Raw genomic sequence first — 21,134 nt, forward strand, 5'->3', positions numbered from 1 at the left:
ATGCCGGAAATCGATTGGAAGCCTCGTTCGCGCACCGTCACGGACGGCATCGAGGCCACGACGTCGCGCGGGATGCTGCGGGCCGTCGGAATGGGCGACGACGACTGGGAGAAGCCCCAGATCGGTATCGCGTCCTCGTGGAACGAGATCACCCCCTGCAACCTCTCGCTCGAGCGCCTCGCGCGCAGCGCCAAGGAGGGCGTGCACTCGGGCGGCGGGTACCCGCTGCAGTTCGGCACCGTCTCGGTCTCGGACGGCATCTCGATGGGCCACGAGGGCATGCACTTCTCGCTCGTCTCTCGCGAGGTCATCGCCGACTCCGTCGAGACCGTGATGATGGCCGAGCGCCTCGACGGCACCGTCATGCTCGCCGGCTGCGACAAGTCGCTCCCGGGAATGCTGATGGCGGCCGCTCGACTCGACCTCGCCGCCGTCTTCGTCTACGCCGGCTCGATCGCTCCGGGCTGGGTCAAGCTCTCGGACGGCACCGAGAAGGACATCACGATCATCGACTCCTTCGAGGCGGTCGGGGCCGTCAAGGCCGGGATCATGTCCGAGGAGGACGCCAAGCGCATCGAGTGCGCGTTCGCCCCGGGCGAGGGCTCGTGCGGAGGCATGTACACCGCGAACACGATGGCGAGCGTCGCCGAGGCGCTCGGCATGAGCCTGCCCGGATCGGCCTCGCCGGCCGCGGCCGACCGCCGCCGCGACTACTTCGCCCGCAAGTCGGGGGAGGCCGTCGTCGAGCTGCTCCGCAACGGCACCACCGCGCGCGACATCCTCACCAAGGAGGCGTTCGAGAACGCGATCGCCGTCGCCATGGCGTTCGGAGGCTCCACCAACGTCATCCTGCACCTGCTCGCGATCGCCAACGAGGCCGAGGTCGACCTCACGATCGACGACTTCAACCGCATCGGCGACACCATCCCGCACATCGGCGACCTCAAGCCGTTCGGCAAGTACGTCATGAACGACGTCGATCGCCACGGCGGAGTCCCCGCGGTCATGAAGGCGCTTCTCGACGCGGGTCTGCTGCACGGCGACTGCCTCACGGTGACCGGGAAGACGGTCGCCGAGAACCTCGCCGAGATGGACATCGCGCCGCTCGACGGAGAGGTCATCCGCACACTCGACAACCCGATCCACGCGACCGGCGGGCTGACGGTGCTCAAGGGCTCGCTCGCCCCGGAGGGCGCGGTCGTCAAGACGGCGGGCTTCGACGCCTCGGTCTTCGAGGGCCCCGCCCGGGTCTTCGAGCGCGAGCGCGCGGCCATGGACGCGCTCACCGAGGGGCGGATCAAGCACGGCGACGTGGTCGTGATCCGCTACGAGGGCCCGAAGGGCGGCCCCGGGATGCGCGAGATGCTCGCCATCACGGCCGCCATCAAGGGCGCGGGGCTCGGGAAGGATGTACTACTCTTGACCGACGGACGATTCTCAGGCGGCACAACCGGCCTGTGCATCGGCCACATAGCTCCCGAATCGGTGGACGCAGGTCCCATCGCATTCGTGCGCGACGGCGACCCGATTCGGGTCGACATCGCCGCTCGCTCGATCGACCTACTCGTCGACGACTCCGAGCTCGCCGCCCGCCGAGAAGGCTGGGCGCCCCTCCCTCCGCGCTACACCCGCGGTGTCCTCGCCAAGTACGCCAAGCTCGTCCGCTCGGCGGCCGTCGGCGCCACCACCGGGTAGCCGTTCCCCGGCAGTGCCGTCCTCCCCGGCAGCACTGGCCGACCCGCGCATTCGCGCCTCCTCGCCGCCGCATCCCGCACCCCGCCCGATGCTCCGGCGGAACACCGTTTCGAAGGAATCGACACCCGCATGACACCGGACCCGTCCGCCGTGCACGCCGCACCGACGCCCCAGCCACCCCGCCCCGCCGCGACCCCAGGATTGGTCCCCGCGACCGAGGTCCTCACCGGTGCGCAGGCGGTCGTCCGCTCGCTCGAGATGCTCGGGATCGAGGACGTCTTCGGCCTGCCCGGCGGCGCGATCCTCCCGGTGTACGACCCGCTGATGGACTCGTCCAAGATCCGCCACATCCTGGTCCGCCACGAGCAGGGCGCCGGCCACGCGGCCGAGGGCTACGCCTCGGCGACCGGCAAGCTCGGCGTCTGCATCGCGACGTCGGGCCCCGGAGCGACCAACCTCGTCACCGCGATCGCGGACGCCTACATGGACTCGGTCCCGATGCTCGCGATCACCGGTCAGGTGTTCTCGACGCTGATGGGCACCGACGCGTTCCAGGAGGCGGACATCGTCGGCATCACGATGCCGATCACCAAGCACTCCATCCTGGTGACCAAGCCCGAGGACATCCCGCAGGCGCTCGCCTCCGCCGCCCTGATCGCGACGACCGGCCGCCCCGGCCCGGTGCTCGTCGACATCACGAAGGACGCGCAGCAGAACGAGGCGCCGTTCCTCTGGCCGCCGAAGATCGACCTCCCCGGCTACCGCCCCGTCACCAAGGCGCACGGCAAGCAGATCCAGGCCGCGGCGCAGCTGCTGGCCGAGTCGAAGAAGCCCGTGCTCTACGTCGGCGGCGGCATCATCCGCGCCCGCGCGGCGGCCGAGCTGAAGGCCTTCGCCGAGGCGTCGGGCGCCCCGGTCGTCACCACGCTCATGGCGCGCGGTGCGTTCCCCGACTCGCACGAGCAGCACCTGGGCATGCCCGGGATGCACGGCACGGTCCCCGCGGTCCTCGCGCTGCAGGAGGCCGACCTGATCCTCGCGCTCGGCTCGCGCTTCGACGACCGCGTGACCGGCAAGGCGGCGCTCTTCGCGCCCAAGGCCAAGGTCGTGCACGTCGACATCGACCCCGCCGAGATCTCGAAGATCCGCACGGCCGACGTGCCCATCGTGGGCGATCTCAAGGACGTCCTGCCCGACCTCACCGACGCGTTCACGCGGGCGATCGACACCGGCCGGCCCGACACGGGCGAGTGGTGGAGCTACCTCAAGGGACTCCAGGAGGAGTTCCCGCTCGGCTACACGGAGCCCGTCGACGGGCTGCTCTCGCCGCAGTACGTGATCAAGCGCATCGGCGAGATCACCGGCCCCGAGGGAGTCTTCGCCTCGGGAGTCGGCCAGCACCAGATGTGGGCGGCGCAGTTCATCCAGTACGAGCGCCCCAACTCGTGGCTCAACTCCGGCGGCGCCGGCACCATGGGCTACTCGGTGCCCGCGGCCATGGGCGCGAAGGTCGGCGAGCCCGACCGCACGGTGTGGGCGATCGACGGCGACGGCTGCTTCCAGATGACCAACCAGGAGCTCGCCACCTGCACCATCAACGACATCCCGATCAAGGTCGCGGTGATCAACAACTCCTCGCTCGGCATGGTGCGCCAGTGGCAGACCCTGTTCTACGAGGGCCGCTACTCGAACACCGACCTGAACACCGGGCACGACACCGTCCGCGTCCCCGACTTCGTGAAGCTCGCGGAGGCCTACGGCGCGCTCGGGATCCGGGTCACCAAGCCGGAGGAGATCGACGACGCCATCCGCCTCGCGATCGCCACGAACGACCGGCCCGTCGTCATCGACTTCGTCGTCAGCCGCGACTCCATGGTGTGGCCGATGGTCCCGCAGGGCGTCTCGAACAGCTACGTCCAGTACGCCAGGGACCACAGCCCGACCTGGGACGACGAGGAGTAGACCGCATGACCCACCACGTCCTCTCCCTGCTCGTCGAAGACAAGCCGGGACTGCTCACCCGTGTCGCGGGGCTCTTCGCCCGCCGCGGCTTCAACATCGAATCCCTCGCGGTCGGACCGACCGAGCTCGACGGCCTCTCGCGCATCACAGTCGCCGTCGACGTCGAGGACCTGCCGCTCGAGCAGGTGACGAAGCAGCTCAACAAGCTGGTCAACGTCATCAAGATCGTCGAGCTCGACCCCGACCAGTCGGTGCACCGGGAGCACCTGCTCGTGAAGGTGCGCGTCGACAACGTCACCCGCTCGCAGGTGCTCGAGGCCGTGAACCTCTTCCGCGCCCGCGTGGTGGACGTCGCGACCGACGCGCTCGTCATCGAGGTCACGGGCGACTCGGGGAAGACGAACGCCTTCCTCCGCGTGATCGAGCCCTACGGCATCAAGGAGATCGCGCAGTCGGGCCTGCTCGCCATCGGGCGCGGCTCGAAGTCGATCACCGAGCGCGTCTTCAAGAACTGACCACCGCACCTCTTCAGAACTGCCCACGACAGAAAAGGACTCACCACGTGACTGAGCTCATCTACGACGCCGACGCCGACCTCTCCATCATCCAGTCGAAGAAGGTCGCGATCGTCGGCTACGGCTCGCAGGGACACGCGCACGCCCAGAACCTCCGCGACTCGGGCGTCCAGGTCGTCATCGCGCTCAAGGAGGGGTCGAAGTCGACCGCCAAGGCCGAGGACGACGGCTTCGAGGTCAAGAGCGTCGCCGACGCCGCCGACTGGGCCGACCTGATCATGATCCTCGCGCCCGACCAGCACCAGCGCGCCATCTACAGCGAGCAGATCGCGGACAAGCTGACCGAGGGCAAGACCCTCGCGTTCGCGCACGGCTTCAACATCCGCTTCGGCTACATCGAGGCGCCCGCGGGCGTCGACGTGATCCTGATCGCGCCGAAGGCCCCCGGCCACACCGTGCGCCGCGAGTTCGTCGCCGGCCGCGGCATCCCGGACATCATCGCCGTCGAGAACGACGCGACGGGCACCGCCTGGGAGACCGCGAAGTCGTACGCGAAGGCCATCGGAGGCACCCGCGCGGGCGTCATCAAGACGACCTTCACCGAGGAGACCGAGACCGACCTGTTCGGTGAGCAGGCCGTGCTCTGCGGCGGCACCTCGCAGCTCGTCCAGTACGGCTTCGAGACCCTCGTCGAGGCGGGCTACCAGCCCGAGATCGCCTACTTCGAGGTGCTCCACGAGCTCAAGCTGATCGTCGACCTCATGTGGGAGGGCGGCATCGCCAAGCAGCGCTGGTCCGTCTCGGACACGGCGGAGTACGGCGACTACGTCTCGGGCCCCCGCGTCATCGACCCCCGCGTCAAGGAGAACATGCAGGCGGTGCTCGGCGACATCCAGAGCGGTGCCTTCGCGAAGCGCTTCATCGCCGACCAGGACGCCGGAGCCCCCGAGTTCCAGGAGCTCCGCGCCAAGGGCGAGAAGCACCCGATCGAGGAGACCGGCCGCGAGCTGCGCAAGCTCTTCGCCTGGAAGCAGACCGACGAGGACTACACCGACGGCAGCGTCGCGCGCTAGTCACGCACTGCATCGAAGAGGGAGCCCCGGACCGGGGTTCCCTCTTCTGCGTTCAGTAGCCGAGGTCGCGGGCGAGGCGGCGGAGGCCGCCCTTCGGGGGCACGACGACGGGGTCGGGCCAGCGCGGGGCGAGGTGGTCGCCGAGGGTCACGCGGCGGATCTTGCGGCCGACGAGGGGGAGCAGCCAGTCGGCCGTCCAGCGGTGCTGGTCGCGGAGCCACTCGGTCGGGGTGAGCGGCTCGGGCGGCTCCCACGGGCCGGCCGAGATGGTGTGCGGGACGCCGAGGATCTCGAGGACGCGCGCCGCCAGGAAGCGGTGACCGCGCTTGGAGAGGTGCATCCGGTCGGGCGACCACATCATCGGCTCGCGGAACGCCTGCATGCGCCAGTAGTCGACGAGGGTCGCGCCGCGCTCGCGGGCGATGCGGCGGACGGCCGCGTTGTAGACGCGGTTGCGGCGCACGAACATCCGCGGGGCCGGCAGGCCGGGGATGTCGAAGCCGGTGAAGAGCACGAGGGAGGCGCCGGTCGTCGCGAGCGCGTCGACCAGGCACTCGTAGTCGTCGACGAGCACCCGCATGTCGGTCTTGAGGTCGAGGATGTCGTTGCCGCCCGCGTAGAGCGTCACCAGGGTCGGCCGCAGCTCGAGGGCGCTGGGCAGCTGCTCGGCCCTGATCTGCCCGAGCCGTTTCGAGCGGATCGCGAGGTTCGCGTACTCCCAGCCCGGCTCGGCGCGGGCCAGACGGTCGGCGACGCGATCGGCCCAGCCCCGGACTCCGTTGGGCAGTCGCGCGTGCGGGTCGCCGACGCCCTCGGTGAAGGAGTCGCCGATCGCGACGAATCGGCGCGCGGTGTCCGCACTCTCGCGCTCCGTCATCCGGGGAGTCTCGCGCGTGCGCGAGGACGGGCGGTGTCCGCCGGGTGTCGGGTCGGTGTCGGCCCGCTCCGAGGTTCCTGCGGGGCGCTCGCGGCTAGGGTGTTGCGGTGATCGAGGACAGGCCGGTGGGCGACAGCGCGGACGACGGCGACGACGACGCCCTGAGCTGGGCGGGCGAGGGCACGGACCCGACGCTGGCGGGAGCCGCTCCGCGCGCCGTGCGCTCGGCGCCGGCAGTGCGTGCCGCCCGGCCCGGCGACTCGGGGGAGGATCTCCCCGAGGAGCTCCTGGACGACGACGAGGACGTGGACGACGCGACCTCGGAGGTCGAGGCGGCCGCCGCCTCCTCGGTGCTGCTCGTGGCGACCGGCGTGACCGCGGGGCTCTACCTCCTGTACACGATCGGCTGGATGATCACGGCGACGCGGCAGAACGGCACGATCGCCGCCTCCTTCTCGGGCGACGCGCTCGGCGGGGCGCTCTACGGTCTCGGCCTGTGGCTCGCCGTCGCCGCGCCCGCGACCTGGTTCGCGGCGGTGCTGCTCGGCACGCGCGACTCCCGGGTGCGCACGCGCGTCCTCTGGCTCGTGGCCGGCCTGGTGCTGCTCGCACCGCTGCCGTTCCTGAAGGGGGCGTGAGCATGACGGACCCACTGCCGACGAAGGCCGTGCTGGGCGACGGACGGGGCGACCGGCGCGGACGCCGGCTCGCCGCCTCCGTGCTGATCGCCCTGGGGTTCGCGCTCTTCTTCGCGTGGGACGTGTGGGAGGCGATCGGCAACCTCGTCGGGCTCCGCACCTACGCGGCCACGCTCGGCACCGACCTCAACCCGACGGGCTGGACGGTGCTCGTCCTCGGCCTCGTGCTGCCGGTGCTGTGCTTCGCCGCCGCCGTCGCGCTCGGCCGCCGGCGGGGGCTGCTCGCCCGGACGGGGCTCCTCGCCGCCGCGCTCTGCCTCTCGGCGGCGCTCTCGCTCGACGTGCAGCTGATCCTCGGCTTCGAGAGCCTCGTCAGCCTCGGCTGAGCGCGGCGTCACACGGCCGGGCCGCTCGGCGGCCCTCCGCTACCATGGCGGGGGCTCGCGGGACACCCGTGCCCGAGCCTGCTCCGTCCCCTCTCCGAAGGAAGCGCCTCCCGTGACAAAGCCGGTCGTCCTGATCGCCGAAGAACTCTCGCCCGCCACCGTGGACGCCCTCGGTCCCGACTTCGACGTGCGCTCCGTGGACGGCACCGACCGCCCGGCGCTGCTCGAGGCGCTCGGCGAGGCCGACGCGATCCTGGTGCGCTCCGCGACGCAGGTCGACGCCGAGGCGATCGCGGCGGCTCCGTCGCTCAAGGTCATCGCCCGCGCGGGCGTCGGGCTCGACAACGTCGACATCGCGGCGGCCACCACCGCGGGCGTCATGGTCGTGAACGCGCCGACCTCCAACATCATCTCGGCCGCCGAGCTGACCGTCGGGCACATCCTGAGCCTCGCGCGCCACATCCCGGCCGCGCACAGCGCCCTCGCCCAGGGCCTGTGGAAGCGCTCGAAGTACACCGGCGTCGAGCTCTACGAGAAGACGGTCGGCATCATCGGCCTCGGTCGCATCGGCGCACTGATCACCGCGCGCCTGCAGGCGTTCGGCGTGAACGTGGTCGCCTACGACCCCTACGTGACGAGCGCCCGCGCGCAGCAGCTGGGCGTGACCCTCCTCCCGCTCGAGGAGCTGCTCGCGCAGAGCGACTTCATCACGATCCACATGCCCAAGACGGCCGAGACGACCGGGATGATCTCGGATGAGCAGCTCGCGCTGATGAAGCCGACCGCGTTCATCGTCAACGTCGCCCGCGGCGGGCTCATCGACGAGGACGCGCTGCACCGCGCGCTCGTCGCGAAGACCATCGCCGGCGCCGGCCTCGACGTGTTCGTGAAGGAGCCGCCGACCGGCTCGCCGCTGCTGGCCCTCGAGAACGTCGTCGTCACGCCTCACCTCGGCGCGTCGACAGACGAGGCCCAGGAGAAGGCGGGCGTCTCGGTGGCCAAGTCGGTGCGCCTGGCGCTCTCGGGCGAGCTCGTGCCCGACGCGGTCAACGTCGCCGGCGGCGTGATCGACGAGTACGTCCGCCCCGGCATCCCGCTGGTCGAGAAGCTCGGCCAGGTCTTCGCGGGCCTCGCCGACTCTCCCGTCACGTCGATCGACGTCGAGGTGCACGGCGAGCTCGCCGGCTACGACGTCAAGGTGCTCAAGCTCGCGGCGCTCAAGGGCGTCTTCACCAACGTGGTGTCGGAGTCGGTGTCGTACGTGAACGCACCGGTGCTCGCCGAGCAGCGCGGCATCGAGGTTCGCCTGATCACCGACTCGGTCTCGGACGAGTACCGCAACGTGATCACCCTGCGCGGCGCCCTCTCGGACGGCTCGCAGATCTCGGTCTCGGGCACGCTGACGGGCACCAAGCAGGTCGAGAAGCTCGTGTCGATCAACGGCTACGACGTCGAGGTCCCGCTCGCGAAGCACCACGTCGTGATGAGCTACATCGACCGGCCCGGGATCGTCGCGGTGTACGGCCGCGAGTTCGGCGACGCCTCCGTCAACATCGCGGGCATGCAGGTCGCGCGCACCGAGGCGGGCGGCAGAGCCCTCTCGGTGATCACGATCGACTCGCCCGCTCCCGACGGCCTGCTCGAGAAGGTCCGCGTCGCGATCGACGCCGACCTGATGCAGGAGATCGACATCACCGAGCAGTAGGAGGCGCCGTGGTCTCGCGGAGGTTCGCGCAGGTCGACGTGTTCGCCGCGGAGGCGTTCCGCGGCAATCCGGTCGCGGTCGTCGTCGACGGGGACGGGGTGTCGGACGCCGACATGGCGGCGTTCGCCCGCTGGACGAACCTGTCGGAGACGACGTTCCTGCTGGCGCCGACCGTGCCGGAGGCCGACTACCGCCTCCGGATCTTCACGCCCGGCCGGGAGCTGCCGTTCGCGGGGCACCCGACGCTCGGGAGCGCGCACGCGTGGCTCGCGGCCGGGGGAGTGCCGCGCGAGGAGGGCGTGCTCGTGCAGGAGTGCGCGGCCGGGCTGGTGCGGCTGCGCGTGACGGAGGCGGGCATCGCGTTCGCGGCGCCCCCGCGGCTCCGCTCGGGGCCGGCCGACGAGGCGACGGTGGAGCGCGCGGCCGCGGCGCTGCGGATCCCGCGCTCCGAGATCCTCGGGCACGAGTGGGTCGACAACGGACCGGGCTGGCTCGCGGTGCGGCTGGCGTCGGCGGAGCGGGTGCTCGAGCTGGCGCCGGACCAGGCGGTGCTCTCGGGGCTGCCGCTCGGCGTGGTCGGGCCGTACGCGGACGGCGCCGAGTGCGCGGTCGAGGTGCGGGCGTTCATCCCCGACGCCGGGGTGCTCGAGGATCCGGTGACGGGGAGCCTCAACGCGGGGATCGCGCAGTGGCTGATCGGCGCGGGGCTCGCTCCGGAGCGGTACGTCGCGGCGCAGGGCGCGGCGCTCGGGCGCGCCGGGCGCGTGCGCGTCGAGCGCGTGGGCGAGGACGTCTGGATCGGCGGGGCGACGGCGACGCTGATCGACGGGGTCGTGCAGCTCTAGGAGGCGGGCTCGCGCGGGTGCACTGGTATCCCTGCCTGCCTCGCCTCGCGGATCGAGCCCGCAGCCCTCGGAGCGGGCATATTGAGATCCACCAGCGTCAGCAGGGCGGATCGACGGCCTCAGCTGCTGACGCTGGTGGGTCTCCTAGGAAAAGTCACCCCACGTGTGTGGCCCCGCCCTTGCTGATCGAGTAGCCGCGGAATGCGGCGTATCGAGATCCACTCGCGTCAGAAGTCCAGGTCAGAAGCCTGAACTGCTGACGCTGGTGGGTCTCGATACGCCCCTGCGGGGCTACTCGACCAGCATGAAGGGCGACGGGCGACAACTTTTCCCACCCCACCGAGACGCAACTCGGCTTCGCCGCTCGATACGCCCCTGCGGGGCTACTCGACCGGCACGGAGGGAGTGGCTGCTCGTCCGGCGCGGAAAGCGGCTACTTCCGGAGGAGGCGGTCGATGACCGCGAGGACGTCCTCGACCTGGCCGCGGGGGCCGTCGCCGGTGGGGAGCAGGGCCGAGTTGTAGTAGAGGCCGTCGCTCATCAGGACGATCGCGCGGGCGATCAGGGGGTCGCCGACGGCGTCGGTGACGACGGCGTTCCAGCTGTCGTGGATGCGGGCGAGGCCGGCGCTGGCGCGCTCGTCGTGACCCTGCGCGATGCGGGACACCGCGAGGATCGTGCGGTCGAAGGGGGTGTCGGCGGCGAACGAGGTGCGGATCAGATAGGGGACGACGCCCTCGTCCGACGTGCGGATGCGGTCGATGTCCTCGGCGAGACGCTCGTCGAGGCGCTCGACGAGGCCGTCGACCAGGGCGTCCTTCGAGGGGAAGTGGTAGAGCAGTCCGCCCTTCGAGACGCCGGCGGTGCGGGCGGTGGCGTCGAGGGTGGCCGCGCGCTCGCCCTGCTCGATCAGGAGAGCCTCGAACGCGTCGAGGACGCGGTCGCGAGCGGGGGCGGCGGGCATGGCGTCCATTCTACGGAGAGCCTCGTTCCAGGCCCTCGACTACTGTACCGGCTGGACGGTATACTCCTCCGAGTCCCCCCTCGAAAGGAAGCACCCCCGTGTCCGCCCGCACCGCCCCCGTCGCCGTCCGCCTCCCCGCCTCCGAGCCCGCCACCGATCGGGTCGGTCGTCGCGCCTGGCTCGCGCTCGCGGTGCTGATGCTGCCGGTGCTGCTGGTCTCGGTCGACAACACCGTCCTCAACTTCGCGCTGCCCTCGATCTCGGAGGACCTCGGCCCCTCGGGCACCGAGCTGCTCTGGATCGTGGACGCGTACCCGCTGGTGCTCGCGGGACTCCTGGTCGCGATGGGCAGCCTCGGCGACCGGGTCGGACGGCGCAAGCTCCTCGTCATCGGCGCGATCGGCTTCGCCGTCGTCTCGGTCGCCGCGGCCTTCGCGCCGACGGCCGGCGCGCTGATCGCCGCCCGTGCCGCGCTCGGCCTCTTCGGGGCGACCCTGATGCCGTCGACGCTGTCGCTGCTCCGGAGCCTCTTCCCGAACCGCGACCAGCGGCGCCTCGCGATCGCGATCTGGGCGACCGGGTTCGCGGTCGGCTCCGCGGTCGGACCTCTCGTCGGCGGGATCCTGCTCGAGAACCACGCCTGGGGCTCGGTGTTCCTGCTCGCGGTGCCCGTGCTGCTGCCGCTCGTCGTGCTCGCGCCGATCCTCGTCCCGGAGTCGCGCGACCCGCAGCCCGGCCCCGTCGACGTCGTCAGCATCCTCCTGTCGCTCGCGACGATGGCTCCGATCGTCTACGCGGTCAAGTCGGCGGCCGAGCACGGCATCGACGCGGTCGCGATCGTCTCGCTGGTGGTCGGCGTGACGAGCGGCGTGCTCTTCGTGCGTCGCCAGCAGCGCCGCACGGTGCCGATGCTCGATCTCTCGCTCTTCCGCCGTGGCTCGTTCAGCGCGGCGATCCTGGTCAACCTGCTGGGCGTCGTCGCGCTGGTCGGCGGGCTGTTCTTCGTCTCGCAGCACCTGCAGCTCGTGGTGGGGCTCTCGCCGCTGGAGGCGGGCCTCGTGCTGGTGCCCGGACTCGCGGTCATGATCGTGGCGGGGCTCGGCGTCGTGCCGGTCGCGCGGAGGATCTCCCCGCGCATCGTGGTTCCGGCCGGCCTCGTGATCTCGGCGGTCGGCTACGCGCTGCTCGCGCTCGGCAGCGACGTGCCGGGCGGCGCCTCCGCCCTCACCGTCGCCGTGGCGTTCGCGTTCCTCGGCCTCGGGATCGGGGCGGCCGAGACCGTCTCGAACGAGCTGGTCCTCGCGAACGCGCCGGCGGACAAGGCCGGTGCCGCCTCCGCTGTGTCGGAGACGGCCTACGAGCTCGGCGCCGTGCTCGGCACCGCGACGCTCGGCACCGTGCTGACGGCCGCCTACCGGAGCGGCGTCGTGCTCCCCGAGGGACTCGACGCCGGGCAGGTGCAGCGCGCGGGGGAGACCCTCGGCGGAGCGGTCTCCGTCGCGGGCGAGCTGCCGGCCGACTCCGCCGCGAGCCTGCTGGCCTCGGCCGGCGCCGCGTTCGACGCGGGCGTGGGCGCCTCGGCCTGGATCGGCGTCGGCCTCGTGCTGCTCGCCGGCGCGCTGGCGGCGTGGCGGCTCCGCCGGAGCTGAGGCTCGCGGCCGAGAGTACGCTGGGGGCGTCCCTGTCCCCGCACGCCTGAGGATCCCCATGCCCCGCACCGTGAAGCTCGCCGTCATCCCCGGAGACGGGATCGGGCCGGAGGTGATCACTGAGGCCGTGAAGGTCCTCGACGCCGTCACCGCCGCCTCCGACCTGGTGATCGAGAAGACCCCGTTCTCGCTCGGCGCCGGCCGGTACCTCGAGACGGGCGACGTGCTCACCGACGAGGACCTCGCCTCGATCGCCGCGCACGACGCGATCCTGCTCGGAGCCGTCGGCGGCGTGCCAGGAGACCCGCGCCTCGCGAACGCGAACATCGAGCGCGGGCTGCTGCTGCGCCTCCGCTTCGCGCTCGACCACTACGTGAATCTGCGGCCGACGCGCCTCTACCAGGGCGTGCCGTCGCCGCTGTCGGCGCCCGGCGAGGTCGACTTCGTCGTCGTGCGCGAGGGCACGGAGGGTCCCTACGTCGGCAACGGCGGAGCGATCCGCCGGGGCACGCCGCACGAGATCGCCAACGAGGTCTCGGTCAACACGGCCTTCGGGGTCGAGCGGGTCGTGCGCCACGCCTTCGAGCTGGCGCGCAAGCGGCGCTCGAAGCTCACGCTCGTGCACAAGACCAACGTGCTCGTCTTCGCCGGCTCGCTGTGGAAGCGGCTGGTCGATGAGGTGGGGGCCACCTACGAGGACGTGGCCGTCGACTACCTCCACGTGGACGCGGCGACGATCTTCCTCGTGACCGACCCTGCTAGGTTCGACGTCATCGTCACCGACAACCTCTTCGGCGACATCCTGACCGATCTGGCCGGCGCGATCAGCGGCGGCATCGGCCTCGCCGCCTCGGGCAACATCAACCCCGATGGCGCGTTCCCCAGCATGTTCGAGCCGGTCCACGGATCCGCGCCCGACATCGCCGGGAAGCAGCTCGCCGACCCCACGGCCGCGATCCTCTCGGTCGCCCTGCTGCTCGACCACCTGGGCCTCGCTGACGAGGCCGCTCGCGTGACGGCGGCCGTGACCGCCGACATCGAGTCGCGCGACGGCACCGCGCGCTCGACCTCCGCGATCGGCGACTCGGTCGTCTCCCGCCTCCGCTGACCATCCCTCAGGAAGAACCCACCATGACCATCCCCCTCCCGCTCGCGCAGGACCTCGCCTTCGCGGTGACCCCCAACCCGGCGCCGCGCTCCGCCGAGGAGCGCGCGCACATCCTCCGGGCACCCGGCTTCGGCGTGCACTTCACCGACCACATGGTCGACCTCTGCTGGACCCGCACCGGCGGCTGGCACCGCCCCCGCGTGCAGGCCTACGGACCGATCGCGCTCGACCCCGCCGCGTCGGTGCTGCACTACGCGCAGGAGATCTTCGAGGGCATGAAGGCGTACCGCCACGCCGACGGCTCGATCTGGACGTTCCGCCCGACGGCGAACGCCGCGCGGCTGCAGCGCTCGGCCCGCCGCCTCGCGCTGCCCGAGCTGCCCACCGAGCTCTTCGTCGAGTCCCTGCGCCAGCTCATCGCCGTCGACGGCGACTGGGTGCCGTCGGAGCCCGAGACGAGCCTGTACCTGCGGCCGTTCATGTTCGCGAAGGAGGCGTTCCTCGGTGTGCGCGCGGCCGAGAAGGTCGCCTACTACGTGATCGCGAGCCCCGCGGGCGCCTACTTCTCGGGAGGCGTCGCCCCGGTGTCGATCTGGCTGTCCACCTCCTACGCCCGCGCGGGCAAGGGCGGCACGGGAGCGGCGAAGACCGGCGGCAACTACGCCTCGTCGCTGCTGCCCCAGCAGGAGGCGTACGAGCACGGCTGCGCGCAGGTGCTCTTCCTCGACTCCCAGGAGTCGCGCTACATCGAGGAGCTCGGCGGGATGAACGTCGTGCTCGTGAAGAAGGACGGCACGCTCGTCACCCCGGAGTCGGACTCGATCCTCGAGGGGATCACGCGCGACAGCGTGCTGCAGCTCGCCGAGGACCGCGGGCACCGGGTGGAGCGCCGCCGCGTCACGATCGACGAGTGGCGCGACGGCGTGGCCTCGGGCGATGTGGTCGAGGTGTTCGCCTGCGGGACCGCGGCGGTCATCACTCCGATCGCCGAGCTCAAGGGTGACGGCTTCTCGGTGGGCCACGAGGGCGCGCCGGCCGGCGAGCTGACGATGTCGCTGCGCGAGGAGCTGACCGACATCCAGTACGGACGTCGTGAGGACACACACGGTTGGATGACGAGGTTGGACGCATGAAGATCGCACGATTCGCCACGCAGCGCTCCGGGGACAACGGCGGCGCCATCTTCTTCGGGATCGTCGACGAGGACGAGCTGGTGGTGCTCGCGGGCGACCCGATGTTCGCCGGGTTCGACACGACGGGCGAGCGCATCCCCCTGTCGGAGGCGAAGCTGCTCGCGCCGGTCATCCCGCGCTCGAAGGTGGTCGGCATCGGCAAGAACTACTCCGACCACGCGGCCGAGATGGGCGGCGACGCCCCGGCCGAGCCGCTGATCTTCCTCAAGCCCAACACCTCGGTGATCGGTCCGGACGAGGCGATCGTGCTGCCCCCGGACAGCCAGCAGGTCGAGTACGAGGGCGAGCTGGCGATCGTGATCGGAGCCGTGGCGCGGAACGTGCGCGCGGAGGACTTCGAGGAGGTCGTCTTCGGCTACACGATCGCGAACGACGTGACCGCGCGCGACCTGCAGAAGTCGGACGGGCAGTGGGCGCGGGCGAAGGGCTACGACACGTTCTGCCCGATCGGGCCGGTGATCGAGACCGAGCTAGTCTGGAACGAGAGCGCACTCGAGACGCGCGTCAACGGGCGGCGGGTGCAGTCGGGCAACACCGGCGACATGATCCACGGGGTGCCCGAGATCGTCGCGTACGTGTCACGGGTGTTCACGCTGCTGCCGGGCGACATCATCCTGACGGGCACGCCGGCCGGAGTCGGGCCGATCGCGAACGGCGACACGGTCGCGATCGACATCGAGGGCATCGGCACGCTGTTCAACCCGGTGATCGTCCGCGGCTGAGGCTGCGGGCGAGCTTCGGCTCGTGTGAACGCGTTCGGCTCGTCGGAATCCTCGAGTCCTGCGAGCCGAACGTGTTTCTGCGAGCCGGAGGTGCCTCCGGAAGCGAGGGCGGGCGGCGCGCCTGCCCCGCGCTCGGGGGACCTGTCAAGCGGAGTCGCGCCCGGCGGTGGAGTCGTAGCGTCGAAGCATGAGCTCGACCCGCACGACCCGTTCCGCCTCCGATCCCATCGCCCGCATCGCCCGAGAGGACTTCGGCTGGTCCTCGCTGCTGCCGGGGCAGCGGGAGGCCATCGAATCGGCCGCCTCGGGGCGCGACACTCTGCTCGTCCTCGCGACCGGAGGCGGCAAGTCCGCCGTGTACCAGATCGCCGGGGCCGAGCGCGGAGGCGTCGTCCTCGTCGTCTCTCCGCTGGTCGCGCTGCAGGCCGACCAGCTGGCCTCGATCGAGGCGGCGCCCGCCGCGCCCCCCGCCGTCGCCGTCAACTCCTCCCTCGGCTCCGCCGCCGTCGCCCGCGCCTGGGAGCGCATCGACGAGGGTGGACCGCTCTACGTCCTGCTCGCTCCCGAGCAGCTGGCGAAGGAGGAGAACGTCGCACGTCTCGCGAAGGCCGGAGTGTCACTGCTCGTCGTCGACGAGGCGCACTGCGTCTCCTCGTGGGGCCACGACTTCCGCCCCGACTACCTGCGCCTCGCCGACGTCCGGCGCGAGCTGGGGGATCCGCCGGTGCTCGCGATGACGGCCACCGCCTCCGGCCCCGTGCGCGATGAGATCATCGAGCGCCTCCGGATGCAGGACCCCGAGGTGCAGGTGCACGGGGTCGACCGGCCCGAGATCCGGCTCGTCGTGCACCGCCACGAGAGCGAGAACGAGAAGCGCGCGGCGGTCGTCGAGGAGGCGCGGAGCTGGACCGCTCCCGGCCTCGTCTATGTGGCGACGCGCAAGGAGACCGAGACCTACGCGGCCGAGATCGCGGCCGAGGGCCGCCGGGTGGCGGCCTACCACGCCGGGCTCAAGGTGTCGGAGCGCAAGGTCGTGCACGAACAGTGGCGGCAGGGCGAGCTCGACGTGGTCGTCGCGACCTCGGCGTTCGGCATGGGCATCGACCGCGCCGACGTGCGCTTCGTGCTGCACGCGACGACGACCGAGTCGCTCGACGCCTACTACCAGGAGATCGGCCGGGCGGGTCGCGACGGCGAGCCCGCGACCGGGGCGCTGCACTACCGCGCGGAGGACCTGGGGCTGCGCCGCTTCTTCGCCAAGCGGTCGGTCGACAAGGCCGCGCTGCGCGTGGTCTGGGCGGCGGTCATGAGCGAGCCGGGCGTGACCATCACGGCGCTGGCGGAGGCGCTGGGGAAGCCCGCGAGGACCGTCTCGCGGATCGTGAACGACCTCGCGGACGCCGACCTGGTCGACGCCGGCGAGGGGCTGCACGCCCTGCGCGAGGCGAGCGCCGACGAGGTGGTCTGGTCCGTCAAGGAGGCGCTCGCGTCGCGCGAACGCATCGCCGAGTCGCGGCTGTCGATGATGCGGGCCTACGCCGAGACGACGCACTGCCGGCGCCGGGTGCTGCTGGACTACTTCGGGGTCGACGGCGCGGAGTGGTGCGGCAACTGCGACGGCTGCGAGCGGCGCGAGGCGGCGCTCGAGGTCGCGGTCGAGAGCGCGCGGGCGGATGCTCCGCTCTCTGTCGACGAGGCGGTGGAGCACCGCGAGTGGGGCGCCGGCACGGTCATGAGCGTCGAGGCCGACCGGGCGACGATCTTCTTCGAGTCGGAGGGCTACAAGGTGCTGTCGTTCGCGGCGCTCGAGTCCGGGGTGCTGCGCGAGGGCGCCTCGGCCTGAGTGTCGGCGGCGGTCGCCGCACAGATAAGGCTGAACCGCTCGTTCTCTGGAGGATTCGAGAGATCGAGCGGTTCAGCCTTAGTTGTGAGGGTCAGACCTTCGAGACGGCCGAGCTGACGTCGGTGGGCTTCTCGTAGTCGCCGTCCGGGATGGCGCGCAGGGCGTCGAGGACGTCGCCCTCGGCACCCTCCTTCTCGGCGGTCTCGACGATGGTGTCCTTCGACGCGGGGTAGTCGATCCCCGCGAGGTACTTCTGGATCTGGATGGGGTTGGGCGTGGCCATGGTGGCGTCCTTTCGTCGGTGGTGTCAGGAGGGGCGGGTCGGGGCACTCGAGCGGATGCGGTGCACCATCTCGGTGGTGGAGTGCTCGGAGACGTAGCCGACCGTGGTGACGGTGCCGCCGTACGCGCGGACGACCACCGCCTCCGCGAGCATGTCGGGGGCGTAGTCGCCGCCTTTCACGTAGACGTGCGGCTGGACGCGCTCGAGCAGGGGGATGGGGGTGTCGCCGCTGAAGAGCGTGACGTAGTCGACGCAGCCGAGCTCGGCGATGACTCCCGCTCGGTCGCCCTCGCCGTTGATCGGGCGGCCCTCGCCCTTCAGCCGGCGCACCGAGTCGTCGTCGTTGACCGCGACGACCAGCACGTCGCCCAGCTCGCGCGCCTGGCGCAGGTAGGCGGTGTGGCCGCGGTGCAGCACGTCGAAGCAGCCGTTGGTGAAGACGACACGGCGGCCGCGGCGCGACTCCTCGGCCAGCACCTCGACCAGCCTGTCCTCGTCGAGGACGGTCGCCGCGGGGGCCGCGAGAGAGGCGAGCAGGTCGTCGGCGCTGCAGACGGAGGTGCCGGGGCGCTGCACGACGACGTCGGCGGCGGCCTGTGCCAGGTCGACCGCGGTGGCGAGGGAGCGACCGGCGGCGAGGGCGAGGGTCGCGGTCGCGGCGAAGGTGTCGCCGGCGCCCGAGGCCTGCTTCTCCTCGGCGGGCTGCGCGAAGGTGCGGGTCAGGGTGCCGTCGGCGTCGAGGGCGGCGGATCCGTCGCGGTCGAGCGTGACGACGACGTGGCGGGCGCCGGAGCGGTCGCGCAGCTCGTCGGCGTGCGCCTGCACGGCGGCGGCGCGCGCGGTGCCGCGGCCGAGCGGCGCGCCCAGGAGGAGCTCGGCCTCCTTCGCGTTCGGCGTGACGAGATCAGGGTGCGCGAACTGCCACGCGGCGAGGTCGTGCGCGTCGATCACGAGCAGGTCGGGGCGGCCGGCGGCGAGCATCCGCTCGACGGCCCCGCGGAGCACGCCCGAGCCGTAGTCGCAGACGAGGACGGCGTCGGCGCCGTCGGCGGCCTGCACTGCCGCTCGGGCGAGCTCGTCGAGCACCGCGTCGCCCGGGCGGTGAGGCCCCGAGTCGACGCGCAGCATCACGCTGTCGCCGCCGACCACACGGGTCTTGATGGTCGTGGCGACATCGCTCCGGATGATCGCGGTCGTGTCGAGGCCGGCGCGCTCGAGGGCGGCGAGGAGGCGGTCGCCCTCGGGATCGCGGCCCGCGACTCCGACCGTGCGCACCTCAGCGCCCAGGGCGCACAGGTTGGCCGCGGTGTTGGCCGCTCCTCCCGCGACGTCGACCACGTCCTCGAGGCGGAGGACGGGGGCGGGAGCCTCGCGCGTCACCCGCTCGGTCTCGCCGAGCCACCACGAGTCGAGGATGAGGTCACCGAGGACCACGACGACCGGCGGCCGCTCGCGGACCTGGGCGACGAGGGCGCTCGCGCGCTGCAGGGCCGAGCCCTCGAGGCTCATCGGCCGGCGCCGGGGAGGACCGGGAGGCCGAAGTGCACGACCGTCGTGGTGGTCATCTCGTCGAGCAGCTCGGGGCCGTAGCCGAAGCCGGAGCCGCTGGTGCCGCGGGGCTGCGCGCTGCCGCCGGGCGCGCCTCCGAAGACGCCGTTGATCTTGACCGTGCCGACCGGGAGGGTCGCCGCGGCGCGGTGGGCGTGCCCCATGTCGGCGGTGAGGACGGTGGCGGCGAGGCCGTAGGGGCTCGCGGCGGCGCGGGCGAGCGCCTCGTCGAAGTCGTCGACGACGAGGATCGGCGCGACGGGGCCGAAGGTCTCCTCGGTCATCACGAGCATCTCGTCGGTGCAGTCGACGAGGACGGTGGCGGGGTAGAAGGTGCCGTCGCCGGGAGCGCCGCCGGTGAGGGCCCGGGCTCCCGCCTCGAGCGCCTCGGTCACGTGCTCGTGCACGGCGTCGCGCATCCGGGCGTCGACGAGGCGGGGGAGGGGGCCGGCGCTCCAGCGGTCGGCCTCGGCGACGAGCGCGGCGGTGAACGCCTCGGCGACGGCGCGGTGCACGTAGATCCGCTCGACGGAGGTGCAGATCTGGCCGGCGTTCGCGAAGGCGCCCAGGGCGGCCTGCTCCGCGGCCCAGACCGGGTCGACGTCGGAGTCGACGACGAGCGCGTCGTTGCCGCCGTTCTCGAGGATCACGTGCGCGCCGGTGACGGCGGCGACCCCTGCGAGGGCGCGACCGGTGGCGGTCGAGCCGACGTGGGCGAGGACGTCGACGCCCTCGGTGCGGGCGAGAGCGTCGCCCACGGCGCCGTCGCCCTCGACGAGGGTGAGCACGCCGTCGGGGAGGGCCTCGGCGAGGATTCTGGTGAAGAGCGCTCCGGTGCCGGGGCTCCGCTCGCTCGGCTTGTGGATCACGACGTCGCCCGAGACGATCGCGGCGCCGAGCATGCCGGCGGCGACGGCGACGGGGTCGTTCCACGGGGTGAGCGCGAGGACCACGCCGCGCGGGTGCGGCAGGGCGAGGTCGACGTTGAGGGCGCCTCCGCGCAGGGACTTGCCGCGGTGCAGGGGGCCGAGCTCGGCGTACTGGAGGAGCGTGTCGACTCCGGCGCGGACACCGCCGAGGGCGTCGCCTGCGGGCTTGCCGGTCTCATCGGTGTTGAGCGCGGCGAGCTCCTCCTCGCGGGCGGCGACGCGGTGGGCGGCGGCGCGCAGCAGGGAGCCCCGCTCGGCGGGCGCGGTGGCGGCCCAGGCGGGGAGGGCGGCGCGGGCGCGGGCGACGGCCTCGGTGGCGAGGGCAGTGGGAGCGCTGGGGGGTGCGGTGTCGATGGTCACGGTCACCTCTCGGTCGGAGGCGTCCTGCGGGGTCGCGGACGCGTGTTCTGTCCCGGTACCCCGGGGTCGGGCGGCTAGACAGACGATGCTGGCGAGGGACCAGCGCGACCGGGACAGCTCCGTCGCGCGCAGAAGTACAGTCCCCCTTGCCTGTACTTGTACAGAGGGGCTGTACTAGCCTGATGCCGAAGCCGCAGAAGTACCGTGACGTCGTGAGGGTCCTCCGCTCACACGGCTGGATCCTGCTGCGGCAGGGGAAGGGAAGCCACGAACTGTGGGGCCTCCCGGACGAATCGGTGAAGGAGTCCCTCGTGCGCCACGGCGAGGTGTCGGCCGGAGTCGTCCGACAGCTCGCGAGGAAGCTTCCCGAGGTCCCTCGGGAATGGCGATAGGAGTTCCGCATGGCACAGCACCACTTCACCGCGACTGCGGTCCGTGACGGCCGCTGGTGGCTCGTCACGATCCTCGAGCTCGACACCGTCGGGCAGGCCCGCAGCGTCGGCGAGGTCTCCGCGGTGGCGGTCGAGGTCGCGGCGCTCTTCCTCGGTGTCCCGGAGGAGGATGTGGCCGTCGCCGTCACCGTGCACATCACTCCCGAAGCGGAGGAGCTGTGGCGCGAAGCCGAGGCTGCAGAGCGGGAGTCCCGTGAGGCGCAGGAGCGCTCCGCCTCCGCTCGCCGGCGTGCAGTGGCGATCGCCCGCGCCGACAAGTACTCGCTCGATGCCGCGGCGGCCGCCTTCGGCGTCTCGCGCACCCGGGTGCAGCAGCTGGAGCGGGCGGCCACCGCGTCGTGACCGCAGGGGGAGTGATCCGATCCGCGGAGAAGTAGCGGCCCGGAC

At 71.9% G+C, this 21,134-nt stretch carries 20 protein-coding genes; 15 read left to right on the top strand and 5 right to left on the bottom strand.

Annotated elements, in window-relative coordinates:
- The 4 genes from ilvD to ilvC all read left to right on the top strand — a co-directional run bounded on the left by ilvD (nucleotide 1) and on the right by ilvC (nucleotide 5,245).
- A complete protein-coding gene (gene ilvD / locus GRS96_RS09010) occupies nucleotides 1-1,695 on the top strand; it encodes a dihydroxy-acid dehydratase (protein WP_159858921.1) in 1,695 nt (564 codons plus the stop codon).
- 129 nt (nucleotides 1,696-1,824) lie between these two features.
- Entirely contained in the window at nucleotides 1,825-3,657 is a 1,833-nt protein-coding gene (locus tag GRS96_RS09015; protein ID WP_159988301.1) for an acetolactate synthase large subunit, read from the top strand.
- A 5-nt stretch (nucleotides 3,658-3,662) separates the two neighbouring features.
- The gene (gene ilvN, locus GRS96_RS09020; RefSeq protein WP_055793566.1) at nucleotides 3,663-4,172 is read left to right on the top strand and encodes an acetolactate synthase small subunit; all 510 of its coding nucleotides are present in this window, start codon (nucleotides 3,663-3,665) and stop codon (nucleotides 4,170-4,172) included.
- A gap of 47 nt (nucleotides 4,173-4,219) precedes the next feature.
- A complete protein-coding gene (ilvC, locus tag GRS96_RS09025) occupies nucleotides 4,220-5,245 on the top strand; it encodes a ketol-acid reductoisomerase (RefSeq protein ID WP_159858927.1) in 1,026 nt (341 codons plus the stop codon).
- Between the two features lie 52 nt (nucleotides 5,246-5,297).
- Here the strand turns inward: ilvC and GRS96_RS09030 are convergent, their stop codons facing one another.
- Entirely contained in the window at nucleotides 5,298-6,122 is an 825-nt protein-coding gene (locus GRS96_RS09030) for an SGNH/GDSL hydrolase family protein (RefSeq protein WP_159988302.1), read from the bottom strand.
- Nucleotides 6,123-6,229: 107 nt separating this feature from the next.
- On the opposite strand from GRS96_RS09030, the gene GRS96_RS09035 reads away from it, so the two are divergent.
- From GRS96_RS09035 to GRS96_RS09050, 4 genes are all read left to right on the top strand, one after another.
- Complete coding sequence (locus GRS96_RS09035) at nucleotides 6,230-6,760, top strand: hypothetical protein (RefSeq protein WP_159988303.1); 531 nt, start codon at nucleotides 6,230-6,232, stop codon at nucleotides 6,758-6,760.
- A gap of 2 nt (nucleotides 6,761-6,762) precedes the next feature.
- The gene (locus GRS96_RS09040) at nucleotides 6,763-7,146 is read left to right on the top strand and encodes a hypothetical protein (protein ID WP_159858936.1); all 384 of its coding nucleotides are present in this window, start codon (nucleotides 6,763-6,765) and stop codon (nucleotides 7,144-7,146) included.
- Nucleotides 7,147-7,258: 112 nt separating this feature from the next.
- Entirely contained in the window at nucleotides 7,259-8,851 is a 1,593-nt protein-coding gene (gene serA / locus GRS96_RS09045) for a phosphoglycerate dehydrogenase (RefSeq protein ID WP_159858939.1), read from the top strand.
- Between the two features lie 8 nt (nucleotides 8,852-8,859).
- Nucleotides 8,860-9,696 (top strand): PhzF family phenazine biosynthesis protein, encoded by an 837-nt coding sequence (locus tag GRS96_RS09050; RefSeq protein ID WP_159988304.1) that lies wholly within the window; start codon nucleotides 8,860-8,862, stop codon nucleotides 9,694-9,696.
- Nucleotides 9,697-10,129: 433 nt separating this feature from the next.
- Here the strand turns inward: GRS96_RS09050 and GRS96_RS09055 are convergent, their stop codons facing one another.
- The gene (locus tag GRS96_RS09055) at nucleotides 10,130-10,660 is read right to left on the bottom strand and encodes a TetR/AcrR family transcriptional regulator (protein WP_159858945.1); all 531 of its coding nucleotides are present in this window, start codon (nucleotides 10,658-10,660) and stop codon (nucleotides 10,130-10,132) included.
- Between the two features lie 98 nt (nucleotides 10,661-10,758).
- On the opposite strand from GRS96_RS09055, the gene GRS96_RS09060 reads away from it, so the two are divergent.
- The 5 genes from GRS96_RS09060 (at nucleotide 10,759) to GRS96_RS09080 (ending at nucleotide 17,175) form a co-directional block, all read left to right on the top strand.
- Nucleotides 10,759-12,309 (top strand): MFS transporter, encoded by a 1,551-nt coding sequence (locus tag GRS96_RS09060; RefSeq protein WP_236553600.1) that lies wholly within the window; start codon nucleotides 10,759-10,761, stop codon nucleotides 12,307-12,309.
- 58 nt (nucleotides 12,310-12,367) lie between these two features.
- Nucleotides 12,368-13,417 carry a 3-isopropylmalate dehydrogenase gene (locus GRS96_RS09065; RefSeq protein ID WP_159988305.1) on the top strand — a complete coding sequence of 350 codons (1,050 nt, stop codon included), beginning with the start codon at nucleotides 12,368-12,370 and terminating at the stop codon, nucleotides 13,415-13,417.
- Nucleotides 13,418-13,440: 23 nt separating this feature from the next.
- Nucleotides 13,441-14,550 carry a branched-chain amino acid aminotransferase gene (locus tag GRS96_RS09070; RefSeq protein WP_159988306.1) on the top strand — a complete coding sequence of 370 codons (1,110 nt, stop codon included), beginning with the start codon at nucleotides 13,441-13,443 and terminating at the stop codon, nucleotides 14,548-14,550.
- Nucleotides 14,547-15,332, top strand: coding sequence for a fumarylacetoacetate hydrolase family protein (locus GRS96_RS09075; protein ID WP_159858954.1), 786 nt, complete (start codon nucleotides 14,547-14,549; stop codon nucleotides 15,330-15,332). The genes GRS96_RS09070 and GRS96_RS09075 overlap by 4 nt, the downstream gene beginning before the upstream one ends.
- A 187-nt stretch (nucleotides 15,333-15,519) precedes the next feature.
- Nucleotides 15,520-17,175: a RecQ family ATP-dependent DNA helicase gene (locus tag GRS96_RS09080; RefSeq protein WP_159988307.1), complete on the top strand. Its 1,656-nt coding sequence runs from the start codon at nucleotides 15,520-15,522 to the stop codon at nucleotides 17,173-17,175.
- Between the two features lie 91 nt (nucleotides 17,176-17,266).
- Here the strand turns inward: GRS96_RS09080 and GRS96_RS09085 are convergent, their stop codons facing one another.
- Genes GRS96_RS09085 through GRS96_RS09095 form a run of 3 tightly spaced genes read right to left on the bottom strand, consistent with a single transcriptional unit; the run spans nucleotide 17,267 to nucleotide 20,301 of the window.
- Complete coding sequence (locus GRS96_RS09085) at nucleotides 17,267-17,458, bottom strand: DUF2795 domain-containing protein (protein ID WP_159988308.1); 192 nt, start codon at nucleotides 17,456-17,458, stop codon at nucleotides 17,267-17,269.
- A gap of 24 nt (nucleotides 17,459-17,482) precedes the next feature.
- On the bottom strand, nucleotides 17,483-18,967 hold the full coding sequence (gene rfaE2, locus GRS96_RS09090) for a D-glycero-beta-D-manno-heptose 1-phosphate adenylyltransferase (protein ID WP_159988309.1): 1,485 nt from the start codon (nucleotides 18,965-18,967) through the stop codon (nucleotides 17,483-17,485).
- Nucleotides 18,964-20,301, bottom strand: a complete 1,338-nt coding sequence (locus GRS96_RS09095; protein ID WP_159988310.1) for an aldehyde dehydrogenase family protein — start codon at nucleotides 20,299-20,301, stop codon at nucleotides 18,964-18,966. Before GRS96_RS09095 ends, rfaE2 begins: the two co-directional genes overlap by 4 nt.
- Before the next feature lie 176 nt (nucleotides 20,302-20,477).
- Between GRS96_RS09095 and GRS96_RS09100 the strand changes: the two genes are divergently transcribed.
- Both GRS96_RS09100 and GRS96_RS09105 read left to right on the top strand, forming a co-directional pair.
- Nucleotides 20,478-20,687: a type II toxin-antitoxin system HicA family toxin gene (locus tag GRS96_RS09100; RefSeq protein WP_159988311.1), complete on the top strand. Its 210-nt coding sequence runs from the start codon at nucleotides 20,478-20,480 to the stop codon at nucleotides 20,685-20,687.
- A 9-nt stretch (nucleotides 20,688-20,696) separates the two neighbouring features.
- Nucleotides 20,697-21,089, top strand: a complete 393-nt coding sequence (locus tag GRS96_RS09105; protein WP_159988312.1) for an XRE family transcriptional regulator — start codon at nucleotides 20,697-20,699, stop codon at nucleotides 21,087-21,089.
- Nucleotides 21,090-21,134: the final 45 nt, after the last annotated feature.

Origin of the sequence: Rathayibacter sp. VKM Ac-2803, from assembly GCF_009807175.1 — a bacterium.
Classification (GTDB): domain Bacteria; phylum Actinomycetota; class Actinomycetes; order Actinomycetales; family Microbacteriaceae; genus Rathayibacter.

Coding starts and splice junctions, on each gene's coding strand:
- ilvD (WP_159858921.1), top strand. CDS start 1: ATGCCGGAAATCGATTGGAAGCCTCGTTCGCGCACCGTCACGGACGGC.
- GRS96_RS09015 (WP_159988301.1), top strand. CDS start 1,825: ATGACACCGGACCCGTCCGCCGTGCACGCCGCACCGACGCCCCAGCCA.
- ilvN (WP_055793566.1), top strand. CDS start 3,663: ATGACCCACCACGTCCTCTCCCTGCTCGTCGAAGACAAGCCGGGACTG.
- GRS96_RS09030 (WP_159988302.1), bottom strand. CDS start 6,122: ATGACGGAGCGCGAGAGTGCGGACACCGCGCGCCGATTCGTCGCGATC.
- GRS96_RS09040 (WP_159858936.1), top strand. CDS start 6,763: ATGACGGACCCACTGCCGACGAAGGCCGTGCTGGGCGACGGACGGGGC.
- GRS96_RS09055 (WP_159858945.1), bottom strand. CDS start 10,660: ATGCCCGCCGCCCCCGCTCGCGACCGCGTCCTCGACGCGTTCGAGGCT.
- GRS96_RS09065 (WP_159988305.1), top strand. CDS start 12,368: ATGCCCCGCACCGTGAAGCTCGCCGTCATCCCCGGAGACGGGATCGGG.
- GRS96_RS09070 (WP_159988306.1), top strand. CDS start 13,441: ATGACCATCCCCCTCCCGCTCGCGCAGGACCTCGCCTTCGCGGTGACC.
- GRS96_RS09075 (WP_159858954.1), top strand. CDS start 14,547: ATGAAGATCGCACGATTCGCCACGCAGCGCTCCGGGGACAACGGCGGC.
- GRS96_RS09080 (WP_159988307.1), top strand. CDS start 15,520: ATGAGCTCGACCCGCACGACCCGTTCCGCCTCCGATCCCATCGCCCGC.
- GRS96_RS09085 (WP_159988308.1), bottom strand. CDS start 17,458: ATGGCCACGCCCAACCCCATCCAGATCCAGAAGTACCTCGCGGGGATC.
- rfaE2 (WP_159988309.1), bottom strand. CDS start 18,967: ATGAGCCTCGAGGGCTCGGCCCTGCAGCGCGCGAGCGCCCTCGTCGCC.
- GRS96_RS09100 (WP_159988311.1), top strand. CDS start 20,478: ATGCCGAAGCCGCAGAAGTACCGTGACGTCGTGAGGGTCCTCCGCTCA.
- GRS96_RS09105 (WP_159988312.1), top strand. CDS start 20,697: ATGGCACAGCACCACTTCACCGCGACTGCGGTCCGTGACGGCCGCTGG.